Here is an 18,410-nt window from a genome sequence, read left to right as displayed (position 1 = left end):
TTGTCCCTACTGGTGTTTCTGTCACATAAGCTGGCTTGTTGCCGGGGTCAGCCTCAGGGTATGATGTGGCCTGTTTTTGAATGAATAGAAGAATAACAGTGAGCTCGCATTTTTGGCTGCACCGTTTTATCGCCTGGCGGTTCTCCCGCGGCGCCAAGCAGCAACGCTTTGCCTCCTTCGTTAGTTGGTTCTCCACATTAGGTATCACCCTTGGGGTTGCTGCGCTGATTACCGTGATTTCGGTGATGAATGGCTTTGAGGCCCAGCTCAAGCAGCGCATCCTCAACCTGGTTCCCCACCTTAGTGTCCCTGCAGAACAGGCGGTGCCCGAAGCGCTGCAGCCCTTGCCTTCCTCGCCATTAATCCTCAGTGAAGTGGTGCTGCAAAGTAGCAAAGGCCTGCAAGCGGGGCTGGCGCAGGGGATTGACCCGGCTGAGCAAGCAGATGCAAAAGCCTTGGATAAGGCCATGCTGGTGGGGCGCTTAGGCCAGCTGCAAGCTGGCAAGTATCAGATTGTGTTGGGCATTAATGTTGCCAACACGCTAGGTGTTCACGTTGGTGATACGGTGCGGGTAATGGCCACCGAGCGGCTGGTTTACACGCCACTCGGCGAGATGCCGGCCCAGAGAAACTTTACCGTGGCTGGGATCTTTCAGTTCGGCGCTGAGGTCGATAGCCAATATGCGCTGGTGCATATCGATGACCTTGCCCGCCTGCAGCGTAGCCGCCGGGCGGACTTGGAGCAGACCCGCTTCTTCCTCAATGATCCCTTTGATATTGATGTCTTCTCACCTGTACTCAATGCTGCCGGTGTTGAGTTTAGCGATTGGCGCAGCTACTACGGCGAACTGTTCCAAGCGGTACGCATGGAAAAGAATATGATGGGGCTGCTATTTTGCTTAATCATCGCGGTGGCAGCTTTTAACATTCTTTCGTCGCTGGTGATGATGGTTGGCGACAAACAGGGCGATGTGGCGATTCTGCAAACTCTTGGGCTGGAGCGGCGCCGGGTGGTGCATATCTTTGTGCTGCAGGGGGCGTGGAGTGGCTGCATCGGCGCGTTAGTGGGAGCCTTACTGGGATTCCTGCTGGCCACCTACATCAATCCGCTGATGTCTTTGATTGGCCTTAACTTTATCGCCAACCTTGGCGGTAGTGGTCTGCCGGTACTGTTCAAAACCGAGCAAATTCTTATTGTAACCATTGGTGCCATGCTGCTGAGCGTGGTGGCGACCATTTACCCCGCCTGGCGAGCTAGCCAGATCTTGCCAGCAGAGGTATTGCGACATGAATAATTCTTCCCAAGCTCCGGTACTTGAGGCCCGCGGCCTGACCAAGGTCTATCAAGATGGTGATATGCAAACCGAGGTATTGCACGGTGTGGATATGCGGGTGGAGCGCGGCGATGCCATCGCCATTGTAGGGGCCTCGGGCTCTGGCAAAAGCACCTTGCTGCACCTGCTGGGGGCGCTCGATAGCGTGACCGCCGGTGAGGTTGCCATTGATGGGCAGCGCTTAGCGGGGATGAGCAACAAGCAATTGGCTGCGCTGCGCAATCAAAAGCTGGGCTTTATCTACCAGTTCCACCACTTGCTTGGCGAGTTTACTGCGCAGGAAAACGTGGCGATGCCGCTGTTTATTGCAGGGGTAAAGCGCGCCGATGCGATGCAAAAAGCTGCTGAGTTATTGAAGCGGGTGGGCTTAGGTCACCGCTTAACGCATCGCCCTTCAGAGCTCTCCGGTGGTGAGCGCCAGCGTACTGCGATTGCTCGGGCACTGGTTAATCAGCCCTCACTGGTATTGGCTGATGAGCCCACCGGCAATCTGGACAGCAACAGTACTGCGTCGATCTACGAACTGCTGTTGGAACTTAACCGCGACTTGGGTACCGCCTTTGTGGTGGTGACACATGATTTGCAGCTGGCCGCGCGTTTCCCTCGCCAGATGCATATGCAGGACGGCCGCTTTCAAGACGGCCACTCTCAAGACGAAGCATTAACGGACAACACCCAAGAGGTGGGCGCGTGAGTTTGCCGCTGTCGACCTTAATCGGGCTGCGCTATCACCGAGCGCGCCACCGTAACGGCTTTATTTCGTTTATTTCAGCATCAAGCACCATCGGGATCTTGCTCGGGGTGGCAGTGTTGATCATTGGCCTATCGGTGATGAATGGCTTTGAGCGGGAGCTGCAGCAGCGCTTTTTAGCGATCATTAGCCACGGAGAGCTGGAAGCCGTAGAGCAGCCACTGGCCGATGGCGCTGGTTTGCTGGAAATCGCCACACAGCAAAGTGGCGTTGAAGCTGCTGCGCCCTACATTAGCCTGAGCGGCTTGCTGCAAAAAGGTAAGCAGATGAAGGCGATTGCGGTGAAGGGCATCGACCCGGATGCCGAGCGCCAGATCAGCCGCTTGCCAGAGTTTGTATCAAGCGAAGCCTGGCAGGCGCTCGAGCCCACACAAGCCAACATCATTATTGGTGTGGGCATTGCCGATGAGCTAGGGCTGGTAGCGGGTGATACTGCAACGCTGCTGCTACCCCAGCAAAGCACTGGCCAGCGCCTAAGTTCGCCACAGCGGGTGGCGGTGCGGGTGGTGGGGCTAATGCGCGCTGCCGGTCAGCTCGATAATCAGCTGGGTTTTGTACACATCGATCAGGCTCGCCAGCTCAATCAATGGGAGTCGGGCGTGAGTGGTATTAGCCTGCGCGTATCTCAGCCGCTGCAAGCCGATGAGCTGGTGCGCACCATTGGCATGCACTCCGAGCAGTTGGTGTATGTTCGCTCCTGGATGCGTACCCATGGCTTTTTGTATCAGGATATCCAGTTGGTACGCACCATCATGTACGCCATTATGCTGCTGATTGTGGCGGTGGCCAGCTTTAACATTGTCTCCACCCTGATTCTGGCGGTGACCGAGAAGCGCTCAGATATCGCGATCCTGAAAACCATGGGGGCGGAAGACGGCTTGTTGATCCGCGCCTTTGTGGTGTATGGCGCCTACAATGGCGTGCTCGGGTGCTTGTTGGGCGTGGTGTTGGGGCTGTTAGGCGTTTGGAGCCTGCCATCGTTGGTGGCTGGGGTTGAGCAGTTGCTCGGTCGCACCATCTTGTCGGCCGATATCTACTTTATTGACTTTCTGCCGGTGGAGCTGCTGTGGAGTGATGTGGCGCTGGTGGCGCTGGCTGCATTGAGCCTGAGCTTGCTGGCGACGCTGTGGCCTGCTTGGCAGGCAACCCGCATTCGCCCCGCCCAAGAGCTGGGCGGTTAAGCGCCGTTACTCGGGGTTCACCTTACTGCGACGTCGCAGATAACGGCGTCGCACTGAGGCTCGCCAAAGATTGGTCATAAACACGTAGCCAATAATCGCGAACACTACGCCACAAACTAAGCTGCCCAACAAAAACGCCGGGCCGAGGGCGGTTAGCAGGCTGCGTAGCCCTTCGATGCTGACATGAAAGCGGTAGTCTAGGGTTGCTTGGCCGAGCAGCTTGGTGCCCACCCAGTAGCAGCCGTAAAACATTGCCGGCCAGGTAATCGGGTTTGAGATCCACACCATTGCCACCGACAAAGGCAGATTAACCTTCAGCGCGATGGCTAACATGGCGGCCAGGATCATCTGCATCGGGATCGGCACAAAGGCGACAAAGATGCCGAGGGCGAATCCGCCTGCGGCTGAGCGCCGGTTTAAGTGCCAGATGCTGGGGCTATGCAGCCATTCACCCAGAAACTTCAGATGCTTATGCTGGCGCAATTCTTCAGTCTTAGGGATGAATCGCTGTATGGTACGTTTTGGCATATAGTTAGTTATTAACTCACTACTCGATAACTACTGCGTTGGTTTTTGTAAGCGCGTTTTTGTCTGTGGCCATCTCTTCACTATGGTGGCACTCTGTGCCGACTCTAGCAGTAATCTGTGGCGCTTTCATTGCGGGTATGCTCGCTTTGTTACTACGCTACCGATTTATCGCAGGCTTACTATTGGGTATTGCCTGGTTGGGGTTTCACGCCCACGGCTATCGTAGCTTGATCCAGCATGTTGAATCCTACCAGCAGCCAGTGCGCTTTTCAGGAACCATTACCCAGCTCGACGCGAAAAGCTACGGCTTGCAAATGCGGCTTAATTTACACCGAATCGAGGGCTATGAGCAATGCTGTAACGCTCTCATCAAGGCGGCGCTGATTATCTATGACAATCAAGTACGCGACTTTGAGGTGGGACAAGTCCTTGTCGCAACGGCCAAACTCAAACCCGCCCATGCACCGCTTAATCACTATGGCTTTAACTATACCCGTTGGTTGCTGGCCAAGCAGGTGGTCGCTAAAGGCCGCTTGATTGAGATTGAGAGCATAACAGGAGAGCGTGGCTGGCGAGAGCGCAGTGTCGCTTATCTAGCTGCTTCTCTTAGTAAGCTTGAGCAAGGAGGGGTTATCTTGGCGCTACTCTCCGGGGACAAGCGGTTATTGCCACCAGATCAGCTTACGCGCTTTCGTGAGGCGGGGCTAAGCCATCTGTTGGTGGTATCCGGCTTGCACATCGCCACGGTCGGCCTGTGGGTGTGGGGGGCGCTGAGCTTGCTATTGGCGGGCAACCGATTTCGGGCAAGCCGGTTGATACTATGCTTGGCGGCCACTCTTGGTTACGTGGCGCTGACCGGCTGGGCCTTGCCTGCTCTCAGGGCCTTACTGATGTTTAGTCTGGTGCTGCTGGGCGTCTTCTATCGACAGCTCTGGCGGCCGTGGCAAGGTTTGCTCCTATCGGCCTTGGTTATAGTGCTGGTCTTCCCGTTCAGCGTCTATGACAGTAGTTTTTACCTCTCTTTTGCGGCAACAGCGGCGGTGTTGCTGGCACTATGGTGGCAGCGCACTGGCAAACTCAAACAGCTGGTGGCGATACAGCTCGTTATCGGTGTGATGCTGTTGCCGCTCCAACTTGGTCTGTTCGGTGGCGTTGCCTTGTTCGCGCTGCCCATTAATCTAGTGATGGTGCCGCTGTTTACCTTGGTAGTGATTCCGGGGTGCATGATGGGGCTGTTGCTGTTGGGCGTCTCTGAGCCCTTGAGCATGCTGATTTGGCAAACCATGGGCGTGGTGATTGCTTATGTCGATAATGCCCTAGCCAGCTTATCAGAATTGTCGCCACTCAGTGCCCATGCTCCCGGTTGGCTCAGTGGTACGTGGTGGTTGATGTTATCCAGCCTTTTATTGTTGCGCTCCCGTTTGTCCAGATCTGCTGTGCTACTTGCTGTGTTGCTTGCGCCGAGTATCAACTTATTGCTGGTTGCGCCGCAGCGCGCCTCTCAATGGCGGGTAGTGGTGCTTGATGTTGGGCAGGGGCTGTCGGTGGTGGTGGAGCGAGCAGGCCATGTGTTGCTCTACGACACGGGCGCGCGTTATCCCAGCGGTTTTAGCTTTTTTGAGGCCAGCTTTCTGCCTTGGTGGCGCGGGAATGGCAGCCCGAGGGTTGAACATATAGTGCTTAGTCACGCCGATAATGACCACGCTGGCGCAGAGCTGCCACTGCTAAGCATGTTTCCCGATGCCGATGTTTACCGGGGGCGTGATCATCGCTGGTCATCAGCAAACTGCAACGATACGGTTGATTGGCACGGTTTACGGCTACGCTTGTTCCATGCCGAGCAGTTTAGTGGCAACAACGGCTCCTGCTTGTTGTTAGTTGAAGGCCCTGTGCATCGGGTTTTGATTAGTGGTGATGTTGAACGCTCGGCTGAAGAGGTGTTGGTCGAGAAAGGGCTGCCAAAGGTTGATGTTTTAGTGAGCCCCCACCATGGCAGTCGCAGCTCCTCGAGTCGCGCGTGGGTGAGGGCGCTCAAACCGCAGTATGTAGTGCATAGCGCTGGGTTCGCCAATCAATATGGCTTTCCCGCGATTGAGACGCTAGAGGCCTACCGGGGCGCTCAGCAGTACGTCACTGCTAGCAGTGGGGCGGTGGGGTTTCGGATATCGCAAAGCGGGGTTGAGGTGGTCAGCGAGCGCAGCCATCGACAGCGCTATTGGTATCATCGAAACACTAGTAGTGATTTGGCCCCCGACTGGGTAGAATAGCTCGGTTTTATGTGTAACAGATGACATTTTATGATTGAAGAAACGGCAACTGACAGCAAAGCCAATTTTAAGCGCCTGCTGAGCTATGTGAAGGATCGCAAGAGCGGTTTGATACTGGCTATTATCGGCATGATTGGTTACGGCATTGTCGATACTATTTTCGTCTACTCCATCAAGCCTCTGATTGATGACGGACTGACCGGGAACAATCCCAACGTTCTCAAATATATGCCGATCTTTGTGATGCTGATTGTGCTGTTCCGGGGCATCTGTAACTTTGCCTCATCCTATGGCATGGCGTGGGTGGGTAGCCACTTGGTGATGAAGATCCGCCGTCAGATCTTTACCCGACTGATGTCGATGCCTGTTTCGTTCTTCGATAAAAACCCCACGGGTGACCTGCTTTCTAAAATCACCTACGACTCGACCCAAGTTAGCTCTGCAGCTACCAACGCCTTGGTGAGCTTGGTGCGCGAGACGGCGACGATTATTGGCTTGCTCGGTTTGATGTTCTATCACAGCTGGCAGCTTTCTATGGTGTTCTTCTTGGTAGGGCCGGTTGTGGCCGTAGCAATCCGCATTGTGTCCAAGCGTTTTCGTAAGATCAGCCGCAACATCCAGACTGCGATGGGCAAGGTAACAACCTCTTCAGAGCAGATGCTCAATGGTCACCGTGAGATTTTGGCCTTTGGTGGGCAAAAACAGGAAGCCGATGAGTTTGATGTGGTGAGTAACAACATTCGCCGCCAGCAGATGAAGATGGCATCGGCCAGTGCCATCGCCAACCCGGCAGTGCAGATTATTGCCTCTTCAGGTTTAGCAATCGTGTTGTACATTGCCTCGTTCCCGGGCATCGTGGAACAGCTAACTCCCGGTACCTTCACCGTGATCGTTACATCGATCATGATGCTGTTGAAACCGCTCAAGGTTATCACTTCCATCAACAACGAAATCCAAAAAGCACTTGCGGCCTGTGGCAGCTTGTTTACCGTGCTGGATATGCCGGGTGAAGTGGATGAGGGCAGTGTAGAAGTTGAACGAGCTAAGGGCCGTGTTGAGCTTAAAGGTGTGAGCTTTTGCTACCCCTCTAAGCCGGATATCGAGGTGCTGAAGAACGTTGATTTAGAGATTCAAGCGGGTGAGACGGTTGCTTTTGTTGGCCGCTCCGGTAGCGGTAAGAGTACCATCGCATCGCTGATACCACGCTTTTACGATGTGGAGCATGGCAGCATTGAGCTCGATGGCATTCCGCTGTCGGATTACACCCTTAACAATCTGCGCCAGCAAATCGCCCAAGTGTCGCAATCAGTGCACCTGTTCAGCGGTAGTATCGCCAGCAATATCGCCTATGGTATGTCGGAGGCAAGCCACGAACAGATCGTAGCCGCCGCAGAGATGGCCAATGTGGCGGAATTTGTCAACGAGCTGGAAGATGGCTATGACACGCTGGTAGGTGAGAAAGGCGTCATGCTCTCCGGTGGTCAGCGTCAACGTATCGCCATTGCCCGCGCCCTGCTGCGAGACGCGCCTATCTTGATTATGGATGAAGCCACCTCTGCGCTGGATAGCGAATCGGAGCGCAAGATTCAACAGGCTGTCGACCGGGTGTGTAGCGATCGCACGGCCATCGTGATTGCCCACCGCCTCTCCACCATCGAACGTGCCGATAAGATTGTGGTTATCGATGAAGGCCGGGTCGTTGAGCAAGGTGACCACGAAACCCTGATGGCAGCCAAAGGCAGCTATTTCCAGCTACGCTCGATTCAATATGGGCAAGCTGAAGAGTGAGCCTTTGGTATGCCCCAAAGCTGTGGCAGTGGCCGTTAATTCTGCTGCTGTGGCCGCTGAGCCTGCTGTTCTCGCTGATAGCGGGGCTTAGGCGGCGCTCCTACCAGCGAAAAGGCGGCTACCGCGCTAAGGTTCCGGTGGTAGTGGTTGGTAATATCAGTGTTGGTGGCAATGGCAAAACCCCCTTAGTGGTGGCGCTGGTCGAGTACTTTCAGCAGCTAGGCCTCAATCCCGGGGTGCTGAGTCGCGGCTATGGCGGCAAGACTGACCATTATCCCTACCAAGTCACTCAGCAAAGTACGGCAAAGCAGTGCGGCGATGAGCCACTGCTTATCCACTGTCGCACCAAATGCCCGGTGGTCGTGGCACCCAAGCGCGCTGAGGCCGCGGCTCTTCTGGAGCAGCAAGGCGTGGATGTCATCATTAGCGACGATGGCATGCAGCACTACGCACTGGAGCGAGATATCGAGATTGCGGTGGTGGACAGTGAACGCGGCCACGGCAATGGCCTCTGTTTACCGGCTGGGCCACTGCGCGAGCCAGTAAGTCGCCTGCAGCAAGTCGATTTGCTGGTAGCGAATGGGGCAGGGCAGTGTTTCAACCAAGGCCACCAGATGTTATTAGATATCGCGCCGCTTAAGCGGGTTCGCGATGATCAAGCCTTGACGGATAGCGCTGACTATCTAAATACCAACTCAATCACGGCAGTCGCTGGCATTGGCCATCCGCCGCGTTTTTTTGCTAGCCTGGAGGCTCAAGGGGCGTCGCTACAAGAGCGCATCGCTGTGGCCGACCACCAAGCTCTGAGCGAGCAGGATGTATCGCGACTACAGGATCAACATGTGGTCATGACCGAAAAAGACGCATTGAAGTATCGTGACAGCGCAGGCGAACATTGGTACTACCAACCGGTCAGTGCCAAACTTCCGCAACAGTTTTACGATACGCTTAACGCTTTAATGAAGGAACACCTCAATGGCGCTAGATTATAACCTATTGGAAATCGTTGCTTGCCCGGTTTGTAAGGGAAAGCTCTACTACGACAAGCAACAAGATGAGCTTATCTGCAAATTTGATCGCTTGGCCTTCCCGGTGAACGATGGCATTCCGGTGCTGATTGAAGAACAGGCCCGCGAGATGGCCGCCAGTGAGTTGCCCAAATGAGTTTTGTTGTTGTTATTCCAGCCCGTTATCAGAGCACCCGCCTGCCGGGCAAACCACTGATTGATATCGCCGGTATGTCGATGATCGAGCGGGTCTACCGACAAGCGCTGCAATCCGGGGCGCAACGGGTGGTGATTGCTACAGACGATGCGCGTATCGAGCAGGTGGCAGAAGGCTTTGGTGCCGAGGTGGTGATGACCTCGCCAGACCATGAGTCGGGCACCGAGCGCTTAGGCGAGGTGTGTGACAAGCTGCAGTTGGCCGCCGATACGGTTGTGGTGAATGTGCAGGGCGACGAGCCTTTGATTCCACCGAGCGTAATTGCTCAGGTAGCGGAACTGCTTGAGGGCGATATTGCCCAAATGGCGACCTTAAGCGCGCCGATTGCCGAAGCGGATTTGAACGATCCTAATGTGGTCAAGGTCATCAGCGACAGCAATGGCCATGCTATCTACTTCAGCCGCAGCGCCATCCCGTTTCAACGCGATCCCCAGCAGGGCGACCAGTTCCCGTTTGCTCGCCATATCGGGATCTATGGCTATCGGGCTGGGTTTATCCGCCGTTATTTGAGCTGGCAGCCGTCGTTAATTGAGCAGGTCGAGAAGCTCGAGCAGCTAAGGGTGCTTTGGCATGGCGAGAAGATCCGTATCGCCGAAGCGCAAGAGACGCCGGCCCATGGTGTCGACACTCAGGAAGACCTCGAAAAGGTACGTGCTCTGCTCGGTGCCTAAACCTAACTGGAGTTAACAATGCAGATTGTCACCGATACGCATACCCACACGGTAGCCAGCGGGCACGCTTACAGTTCCCTGCAAGAGAACATCGCTGCGGCCAAGCAAACCGGCCTGAAGCTGATGGCCATGACCGATCACGCTTCGACCATGCCCGGCGCGCCGCACTACTGGCACTTTGAAAACCTGAAGGTGATCCCTCGGGTGGTCGATGGGGTGGGGGTATTGCGTGGAATTGAAGCCAATATTCTCAATCCTGAAGGTGAGCTGGATATCACCGAAAGCCTGGCGCAACGCCTGGACGTTGTGATTGCCAGCTTCCATGAACCGCTATTTAAGCCAGCCGATGCAGCGACCCATACCAAGGCCTTGCTGGCGGTGATCAAAGGCGGTAAGGCGGACATTCTTGGACACTTGGGCAATCCCAACTTCCCCTTCGATATCGATACCGTGGTTGCCGCTGCCGCCGAGCACAAGGTGATGATTGAGATTAACAACTCGTCGTTTGCCGGTTCTCGCCAGGGCAGTGATGTGAATTGTGAGAAGATCTTGCTGGCGGCTAAGCGATTGGGCGCGCAGCTCTCCTTTGGTAGTGATGCGCATATCTCCTATCAAGTAGGGCGTTTTCCCCACGCGTTGGCGTTGGCGAAAAAGCACGACTTTCCCGCAGAGCGCTTGGTTAGCACCAAGGCAGAGCGCCTGTTAGATGCGCTAGCGGCGAGGGGTAAACAGCTGCATCAGTACTATCAAGAGGTGCTGTAGCTAGCTTGCGTTAACCTCTACGTAAAGGTTATACCTTGCCAACAAAAAAGCCCGCTGATTAGCGGGCTTTTGCGTAATGGCTTCTAATGATTATTTGAAAGCGCGCTGGGCCTCACCAGTGTAACGCTGACGAGGGCGGCCGATACGCTGGGTATCTTCTTCCATCATCTCTTTCCAGTGAGCAATCCAGCCAACAGTACGAGAAATCGCGAAGATTACCGTAAACATCGAGGTTGGAATACCGATCGCTTTCATCACGATACCCGAGTAGAAATCCACGTTCGGGAACAGTTTCTTGTCGATGAAGTACGGGTCTGACAGTGCGATACGCTCGAGCTCCATGGCTACTTCAAGTAGCGGATCATCGATATTTAACTCGTTAAGTACCTCGTGACAACTCTCGCGCATTACTGTTGCGCGCGGATCGTAGTTTTTGTAAACACGGTGTCCGAAGCCCATCAAGCGGAATGGGTCATCTTTGTCCTTGGCGCGAGCAATAAACTCAGGAATACGATCCACCGAGCCGATCTCAGCCAGCATGGTCAAGCAGGCCTCATTGGCACCGCCGTGAGCGGGTCCCCACAGACAGGCAATACCTGCAGCGATACACGCAAATGGGTTAGCGCCAGAAGAGCCAGCCAAACGTACGGTAGAGGTAGAAGCGTTTTGCTCGTGATCCGCATGAAGGGTGAAGATGCGGTCCATAGCGCGCTCTACAACCGGGCTGATCTTGTACTCTTCGGTAGGTACCGAGAACATCATGTTGAGGAAGTTCGCGGCATAGCTTAGATCGTTTCGGGGGTAAACGAAGGGCTGGCCAATGGAGTACTTGTAGCTCATGGCTGCTAGAGTGGGCATCTTAGACAGCAAACGGAATGCAGCAATCTCGCGGTGACGCACGTTGCTGATATCCATTGCGTCATGATAGAACGCCGACAAGGCACCCACCACGCCCACCATGATCGCCATAGGGTGCGAGTCACGGCGGAAGCCTTGGAAAAAGTGAATCAACTGCTCGTGCACCATGGTGTGGCGCGTCACAGTGGTTTTAAATGTCTCGTATTGCTCAACGCTGGGACGTTCACCGAACAATAGGATGTAGCATACTTCGAGGTAGTCTGCATGTTTGGCCAACTCTTCAATAGAGTAGCCGCGGTGTAATAGGATACCTTTGTCGCCATCGATGAAGGTGATTTGGGACTCACAGGCCGCTGTGGCCAGGAAACCGGGGTCAAAGGTGAAGTAACCTTGTTTGCCTAAACTTCGAATATCGATTACATCTTGGCCCGCTGAGCTCTCTAGAATTGGAAGCTCTACGGCTTCTTTTCCAGGCAACAGCAGACTGGCTTTATTGTCAGCCATAACACGTCTCCCTGCTTATTGTATTTGTATTAATCCGGATACAAAGTGCACGTCATTCTGGATCACTTAGGGTAAAAATGTCAATTGACCATTGTTGTAACATATGGCTCATTGTTTAAATAATGTGAACAAAGGCTGTTTTGACAACAGCTTGAAATCGATAAATGTGGCCCAGATTGCGGAAATGTTAATTGTGTTTAAAAAAGCTGATGCTTATACTTAAAGCCGTTGTACAGCAGAGTTTGGCTTGTTGTTGTTGTGGTAAAAGGTAGTTTTTTAGACTTTAGTCTCATATTTAACGAAAACTCTACATAACTAACAAGTCATGGTTTTATTATCGGTCTGATCTGTGCATCAAATAAACATAATAAATGTTCAATGGAGCTGAGTGGACGGACCCGTGAAAAAAGACCAAAGACCCGTAAACCTCGACCTACGTACTGTTCAATTCCCTCCGACGGCGATCGCCTCAATCTTGCACCGCGTATCCGGTGTGCTGGTGTTCTTCTTTCTGGCAATCTTGCTTTGGCTCCTGGCGGAGTCCCTCTCTTCGCCTGTGGGGTTCGAGCGAGCCGCCGGGATTGTCGACAATTTTCTGGTTAAGTTGATCCTTTGGGGACTGCTCACCGCACTGATGTACCACATCGTCGGCGGTATTCGTCACCTGATCATGGATCTGGGCTACTGGGAAGAGCTCGAATCTGGCAACGCCAGCGCCAAGGTGAGTTTTATCATTACTGGCTTGTTAGCCATCGTCGTGGGAGTAATTGTATGGTAACTAATGCAGCAACCTTCGGCCGCAGTGGCGTTCATGATTACATCTTGATCCGCGTCACCGCCGTCATCCTAACCCTCTATACCTTCTACTTGTTGGGCTTCTTTGCCTTCAACGAGGTCAATTATCTGAGCTGGACAAGCTTTTTCTCTGGCATGTTCACCAAGATATTTACCCTGCTAGCCCTGCTGAGCATGTTAATCCATGCCTGGATCGGCCTGTGGCAAGTACTTACCGACTACGTTAAACCGGTAGGGCTGCGACTGGCTTGCCAGTTTGGGTTAATGCTAATTGCCTTCGTCTATCTGGCGGCGGGCTTGTCGATTATCTGGGGGTAAATATCTGTGACTATTATTACGCGAGAGTTTGATGCCGTGGTAGTCGGCGCAGGTGGTGCCGGTATGCGCGCTGCCTTGCAAATTTCCAAAGAGGGCAAATCTTGTGCCCTGATTTCCAAAGTATTTCCAACCCGATCTCACACCGTGTCTGCCCAAGGTGGGATTACTGTTGCGCTAGGCAACTCCCACCCAGACAACTGGCAGTGGCATATGTACGACACCGTGAAAGGCTCCGATTACATCGGTGACCAAGACGCCATCGAATACATGTGTAATGTGGGGCCGGAAGCGATTATCGAGCTGGAACAGATGGGCTTACCATTCTCCCGCTTTGATGACGGCAAGATCTACCAGCGCCCGTTCGGTGGCCAATCCAAAGAGTTTGGTGGCGAACAAGCTGCGCGCACCGCTGCTGCGGCCGACCGAACTGGCCATGCTCTGCTACACACCTTGTATCAGCAGAACGTGAAGAACCAAACCACCATCTTCTCCGAGTGGTATGCCCTTGATTTGGTGAAAAACGCCAACGGCGATGTGGTTGGCTGCACTGCCATGAATATGGAAGACGGCCAGATTGTGTACTTCAAGGCACGCGCTACTGTATTGGCGACCGGCGGTGCTGGACGTATCTTTGCCTCAACCACTAACGCTCACATCAACACCGGCGATGGTGTCGGTATGGCGAGCCGTGCCGGCGTACCCATCCAAGATATGGAGATGTGGCAGTTCCACCCAACCGGCATTGCCGGTGCCGGGGTACTGGTAACCGAAGGCTGTCGCGGTGAAGGTGGTTATCTGCTTAATAAAGATGGCGAGCGCTTTATGGAGCGTTACGCTCCCAACGCTAAAGACTTGGCTGGCCGCGACGTGGTTGCCCGCTCAATGATGACCGAGATCCGCGAAGGGCGTGGATGTGATGGTCCTTGGGGCACCCACATCAAACTTAAGCTTGACCACTTAGGCGAAGAGATCTTAGAGAGCCGCTTACCGGGTATCTGTGAGCTGAGCCGCACCTTTGCTCACGTTGATCCTGTGAAAGAACCCATCCCAGTTATCCCAACCTGCCACTATCAGATGGGGGGGATTCCTTGTAACGTGCATGGCCAGGCGATTCGCCAAAACGCGCAGGGCGAGGACGAAATTGTCAACGGCTTGTTCGCAGTCGGTGAGATTGCTTGTGTATCGGTCCATGGTGCCAACCGTTTGGGCGGCAATTCACTGCTCGACTTGGTGGTGTTTGGTCGCGCGGCAGGTAAGTTCCTGGGCGAATACCTCAACGACGACGTGTCTTACCAAGATGCCTCGGGCGATGACCTCGACGCCGCCATGGCGCGTTACCAGCGCTGGGAAGACTCGCCAAGTAATGGCGAAGACCCAGTACAAATCCGCAAAGACCTGCAAGAGTGCATGCAGCTTAACTTCTCGGTGTTCCGTGAAGGTGAAGCGATGGCAGAAGGCCTTAAACAGCTGCAAGAGATCCGTGAGCGCCTGGCCAACGCCAGCCTCCAAGACAAATCCCACGACTTTAATACCCAGCGCGTCGAGTGCTTGGAGCTCGATAACCTGATGGCGACAGCTATCGCGACTGCACATGCGGCGAATTTCCGTACAGAGAGTCGCGGCGCCCACTCACGTTTCGATTACCCCGAGCGCGATGATGCCAAGTGGTTGTGCCACAGCGTGTTTGACCCGGTCAGCGAGACCATGGGCCGACGCGAAGTAAACATGGAGCCTCAGTTACGTGAGCGCTTCGAACCGAAAGTCAGGACTTACTAAGGAGGCGGTGATGAAGGTGAATTTTTCTGTCTACCGCTACAACCCGGAAACAGACACAAAACCCTATATGAAGGCCTATCAACTTGACGTGCCGGAAGGCTCCGATATGATGGTGCTTGATGCGTTAATTTTGCTTAAAGAACAAGACCCTAGCATTGCGTTTCGACGTTCATGCCGGGAAGGGGTCTGTGGCTCCGACGGGATCAATATGAACGGTAAGAATGGGCTTGCCTGTATCACTCCACTGTCGGATTTATTGGGCAAGGGAGATATAGTGATTCGCCCGCTCCCCGGGTTGCCGGTTATCCGCGATCTGGTGGTGGACATGGCGCAGTTCTACGAGAACTACGCCAGAATTAAACCCTATCTTATCAACGACGGCTTACCGCCTGCTCGGGAAAACCTCCAGTCACCGGAAGAGCGCGAACAACTTGATGGCATGTACGAGTGTATCTTGTGCGCCTGTTGTTCCACGTCTTGCCCTTCCTTCTGGTGGAATCCAGACAAGTTTGTCGGACCTGCTGGCTTGCTGGCTGCTTATCGTTGGCTGGCCGACAGTCGCGATACTGCAACCGACGAACGCTTGGCAGAGCTCGACGATGCGTTCTCGGTCTTCCGTTGTCACGGCATTATGAACTGCGTCAGTGTGTGTCCTAAGGGACTCAACCCAACCAAGGCCATCGGCCACATCAAGTCGATGTTAATTAAGCGGGCTGTTTAGGCGCAGGAGTGACCTTCTGCAGTAACTAGATAGCCATGCTGCAAGGCAGGATGGCTATTTTTTGTATAACATCAATAAGCTGGTACGCGGGCTTATCGAATCTAGGATAGTGTTAATGCAAAATGGCGTGATGAAAGCCTGGCTGGAATCCTCTCATCTGGCTGGAGCCAACTCGACCTATGTCGAAGAACTCTACGAGTCTTTCCTGGAAGACCCTGAATCTGTGCCGCAGCAGTGGCAAGACGTGTTTGGCGAACTTCCTCCGGTTACTGGGATCGCTGAAGACACCCCCCATAGCCCGGTTCGCGACTATTTCCGTAACCTGGCGAAGCAAAGCAATCGCAGCTCAGGCGCGACCGAGGATCCGGTCCAGAGCGCGAAGCAGGTTAAAGTCCTGCAGTTAATTAACGCCTTTCGCTTCCGTGGACATCAACATGCACTGCTCGATCCGCTAGGTCTATGGGTGCAGGAGCGAGTGGCCGATCTCAGCCCTGAGTTCCACGCCCTCGACCAAGACGATTTCTCTGAAACCTTCAACGTCGGCTCCTACGCCATCGGTAAAGACACCATGGTGCTCAGCGAGCTCTACGATAGCTTGCAGAAAACCTACTGCGGCTCCATCGGTGCCGAGTACATGCACATCACTGATACCGACGAAAAACGTTGGATCCAAAGCCGCTTGGAATCAGTCGAAGGGCAGGGCAACTACGACGAGCAAGACCGACTGCGTTTTCTCAAAAGCCTGACCGCCGCCGAAGGTTTGGAAAAATACTTGGGGGCCAAGTTCCCCGGTGCCAAGCGCTTCTCGCTGGAAGGTGGCGATAGCCTGATTGTGATGCTCAAAGAGCTGATCCGCGGCGCCGGCGTCGCAGGCATGAAAGAAGTGGTGGTGGGTATGGCCCACCGTGGCCGCTTGAATGTACTGGTCAACGTGCTGGGTAAGACCCCCTCGGACTTGTTCGACGAGTTTGCTGGCAAGCACGATGACACTTGGGGCACCGGTGATGTGAAATACCACCAAGGCTTCAGCTCTGACTTTGCAACTCCCGGTGGCAATGTTCACTTGTCGCTGGCCTTTAACCCCTCTCACCTTGAGATTGTTAACCCAGTGGTGATGGGCTCGGTGCGCGCTCGCCAAGACCGCCGCCAGGTCGAAGACTGTATGCCGATTACCATCCACGGTGATTCGGCGATTGCTGGCCAAGGTGTGGTGCAAGAAACCTTTAATATGTCGCAGGCGCGTGGCTACAAGGTCGGCGGTACCATCCGTATCGTGATTAATAATCAAGTGGGCTTTACCACCTCTAATCCGCGTGACACCCGCTCTACTCAGTACTGTACCGATATCGCGAAGATGGTGCAGGCGCCGATCTTCCATGTGAACGGCGATGACCCAGAAGCGGTAGCCTTTGTTAGCTTGTTGGCGTTAGAGTTCCGCAACACCTTCAAGCGTGATGTGGTGATCGACTTAGTGTGCTATCGCCGTCACGGCCACAACGAGGCGGATGAGCCGAATGCGACTCAGCCGTTGATGTACCAGACCATCAAAAAACATCCAACTCCGCGTAAAGCCTACGCTGACGCGCTGGTGGGCAAAGGCCTGTTAGAAGACAGCCGCGCCACCGAGATCGTCAATGAGTACCGCGATGCGCTGGATGCCGGCGATTGCGTGGTCGAAGAGTGGCGACCAATGGAAGAGCATAGCGTCGATTGGCGACCGTTTATTGGCCACGATTGGGATATTGCCTACGACACCAAGCTTGAGATGGATAAGGTGCTTGATTTAGGTGAGCGGGTCACCCGTTACCCCAGCGAGCACAAGCTGCATCCGCGGGTGAAGAAAATCTATGACGACCGGGTGCTGATGGCGCGCGGCGACAAACCGATGGACTGGGGCTTTGCCGAGAACATGGCCTACGCCAGCTTGCTGGATGAGGGCATCAATGTGCGCCTGACCGGACAAGACTCCGGCCGTGGCACCTTCTTCCACCGCCATGCTGTATTACACAGTCAAGTAGACGCCTCGACCTACGTGCCGCTGAAGAACCTGAGCGAAGGGCAGGGCCACCTTGCACTGTTCGATTCAGTACTCTCTGAAGAAGCGGTAGTGGCCTTCGAGTACGGCTATTCCACCGCACAGCCTGCGTCCTTGGTGATTTGGGAGGCGCAGTTTGGTGACTTCGCAAACGGTGCCCAAGTCGTTTTCGATCAGTTCTTGTCATCAGGCGAGCAGAAGTGGGGGCGGATGTGTGGCCTGGTGTTGCTGCTGCCTCACGGCTATGAGGGCCAAGGCCCTGAGCACTCCTCAGCCCGTTTGGAGCGCTACCTACAGCTATGTGCCGAGCACAATATGCAGGTCTGTGTGCCAAGTACCCCGGCGCAGGTTTACCATATGTTACGCCGCCAACAGATCCGGCCGATGCGTCGTCCACTGGTGGTAATGTCGCCCAAATCCTTGCTACGTCACCCACTGGCGACCTCGTCGCTGGATGAGTTGGCCAATGGCCGCTTTGAGAATGTCATCAGCGAGCTTGATGAGCTCGATCCCAAGCAGGTTCGCCAGGTGGTGATGTGCTCCGGTAAGGTCTACTACGACTTGCTCGAGCAGCGACGTAAGAATGAACAAAGCGATGTGGCAATCATCCGCATCGAGCAGCTCTACCCCTTCCCTGAGGCCGACATGCAGCAGGTGCTGAGTGAGTATCAGCACGTCGAGCGCTTTGTCTGGTGTCAGGAGGAGCCGCAAAACCAAGGGGCTTGGTATTGTAGCCAGCACCACTTCCGTAACGCGATCCCCGAGGGTGCCAGTCTGCGCTATGCCGGTCGCCCTGCCTCAGCCTCACCGGCTGTCGGCTATATCTCGTTGCACTTGAAACAACAACGCGCGTTGGTGAATGACGCACTCAACGTAGAATAAAAGGACGTAAGGAAA

Annotated in this window: 16 protein-coding genes; 14 read left to right on the top strand and 2 right to left on the bottom strand. The window is 54.4% G+C overall.

The window, feature by feature from the left end:
- The first annotated feature begins 98 nt into the window (after positions 1-98).
- The 3 genes from G461_RS0100275 to lolE are packed head-to-tail and all read left to right on the top strand — an operon-like array spanning position 99 to position 3,266.
- Positions 99-1,295: a lipoprotein-releasing ABC transporter permease subunit gene (locus G461_RS0100275; protein WP_211236228.1), complete on the top strand. Its 1,197-nt coding sequence runs from the start codon at positions 99-101 to the stop codon at positions 1,293-1,295.
- A complete protein-coding gene (gene lolD, locus G461_RS22745; protein WP_051333237.1) occupies positions 1,288-2,028 on the top strand; it encodes a lipoprotein-releasing ABC transporter ATP-binding protein LolD in 741 nt (246 codons plus the stop codon). Before G461_RS0100275 ends, lolD begins: the two co-directional genes overlap by 8 nt.
- On the top strand, positions 2,025-3,266 hold the full coding sequence (lolE, locus tag G461_RS0100265; protein WP_026970298.1) for a lipoprotein-releasing ABC transporter permease subunit LolE: 1,242 nt from the start codon (positions 2,025-2,027) through the stop codon (positions 3,264-3,266). The genes lolD and lolE overlap by 4 nt, the downstream gene beginning before the upstream one ends.
- Before the next feature lie 6 nt (positions 3,267-3,272).
- Here lolE and G461_RS0100260 read toward each other — a convergent pair whose 3' ends face one another.
- On the bottom strand, positions 3,273-3,794 hold the full coding sequence (locus tag G461_RS0100260; RefSeq protein ID WP_026970297.1) for a DUF2062 domain-containing protein: 522 nt from the start codon (positions 3,792-3,794) through the stop codon (positions 3,273-3,275).
- A 95-nt stretch (positions 3,795-3,889) separates the two neighbouring features.
- Between G461_RS0100260 and G461_RS0100255 the strand changes: the two genes are divergently transcribed.
- Genes G461_RS0100255 through G461_RS0100230 form a run of 6 tightly spaced genes read left to right on the top strand, consistent with a single transcriptional unit; the run spans position 3,890 to position 10,506 of the window.
- Positions 3,890-6,061, top strand: a complete 2,172-nt coding sequence (locus G461_RS0100255) for a DNA internalization-related competence protein ComEC/Rec2 (RefSeq protein ID WP_169727207.1) — start codon at positions 3,890-3,892, stop codon at positions 6,059-6,061.
- A gap of 30 nt (positions 6,062-6,091) precedes the next feature.
- Positions 6,092-7,849 carry a lipid A export permease/ATP-binding protein MsbA gene (msbA, locus tag G461_RS0100250; protein WP_026970295.1) on the top strand — a complete coding sequence of 586 codons (1,758 nt, stop codon included), beginning with the start codon at positions 6,092-6,094 and terminating at the stop codon, positions 7,847-7,849.
- Positions 7,846-8,841 carry a tetraacyldisaccharide 4'-kinase gene (lpxK, locus tag G461_RS0100245; protein WP_035478731.1) on the top strand — a complete coding sequence of 332 codons (996 nt, stop codon included), beginning with the start codon at positions 7,846-7,848 and terminating at the stop codon, positions 8,839-8,841. The genes msbA and lpxK overlap by 4 nt, the downstream gene beginning before the upstream one ends.
- A complete protein-coding gene (locus tag G461_RS0100240) occupies positions 8,825-9,013 on the top strand; it encodes a Trm112 family protein (protein ID WP_026957230.1) in 189 nt (62 codons plus the stop codon). Before lpxK ends, G461_RS0100240 begins: the two co-directional genes overlap by 17 nt.
- Positions 9,010-9,744 carry a 3-deoxy-manno-octulosonate cytidylyltransferase gene (kdsB, locus tag G461_RS0100235; RefSeq protein ID WP_026970293.1) on the top strand — a complete coding sequence of 245 codons (735 nt, stop codon included), beginning with the start codon at positions 9,010-9,012 and terminating at the stop codon, positions 9,742-9,744. Before G461_RS0100240 ends, kdsB begins: the two co-directional genes overlap by 4 nt.
- Positions 9,745-9,762: 18 nt before the next feature.
- Positions 9,763-10,506: a phosphatase gene (locus G461_RS0100230; protein WP_026970292.1), complete on the top strand. Its 744-nt coding sequence runs from the start codon at positions 9,763-9,765 to the stop codon at positions 10,504-10,506.
- A gap of 90 nt (positions 10,507-10,596) precedes the next feature.
- Here the strand turns inward: G461_RS0100230 and gltA are convergent, their stop codons facing one another.
- Complete coding sequence (gene gltA / locus G461_RS0100225; RefSeq protein ID WP_026970291.1) at positions 10,597-11,868, bottom strand: citrate synthase; 1,272 nt, start codon at positions 11,866-11,868, stop codon at positions 10,597-10,599.
- Positions 11,869-12,268: 400 nt separating this feature from the next.
- Here gltA and sdhC point away from each other — a divergent pair, with 400 nt between their 5' ends.
- The 5 genes from sdhC to sucA all read left to right on the top strand — a co-directional run bounded on the left by sdhC (position 12,269) and on the right by sucA (position 18,395).
- Positions 12,269-12,646: a succinate dehydrogenase cytochrome b556 subunit gene (gene sdhC / locus G461_RS0100220; protein WP_026970290.1), complete on the top strand. Its 378-nt coding sequence runs from the start codon at positions 12,269-12,271 to the stop codon at positions 12,644-12,646.
- Positions 12,640-12,981, top strand: coding sequence for a succinate dehydrogenase, hydrophobic membrane anchor protein (gene sdhD / locus G461_RS0100215; protein ID WP_026957225.1), 342 nt, complete (start codon positions 12,640-12,642; stop codon positions 12,979-12,981). The genes sdhC and sdhD overlap by 7 nt, the downstream gene beginning before the upstream one ends.
- A gap of 6 nt (positions 12,982-12,987) precedes the next feature.
- Positions 12,988-14,757: a succinate dehydrogenase flavoprotein subunit gene (sdhA, locus tag G461_RS0100210; protein ID WP_026970289.1), complete on the top strand. Its 1,770-nt coding sequence runs from the start codon at positions 12,988-12,990 to the stop codon at positions 14,755-14,757.
- A 10-nt stretch (positions 14,758-14,767) separates the two neighbouring features.
- A complete protein-coding gene (locus G461_RS0100205; protein ID WP_026957223.1) occupies positions 14,768-15,478 on the top strand; it encodes a succinate dehydrogenase iron-sulfur subunit in 711 nt (236 codons plus the stop codon).
- A 115-nt stretch (positions 15,479-15,593) separates the two neighbouring features.
- Positions 15,594-18,395 (top strand): 2-oxoglutarate dehydrogenase E1 component, encoded by a 2,802-nt coding sequence (gene sucA, locus G461_RS0100200; protein ID WP_026970288.1) that lies wholly within the window; start codon positions 15,594-15,596, stop codon positions 18,393-18,395.
- Positions 18,396-18,410 lie beyond the last annotated feature (15 nt).

It is taken from the genome of Aliagarivorans marinus DSM 23064 (assembly GCF_000429485.1).
Classification (GTDB): Bacteria; Pseudomonadota; Gammaproteobacteria; order Enterobacterales; family Celerinatantimonadaceae; genus Aliagarivorans; species Aliagarivorans marinus.
This window is presented reverse-complemented; position numbering and strand designations above follow the sequence as displayed.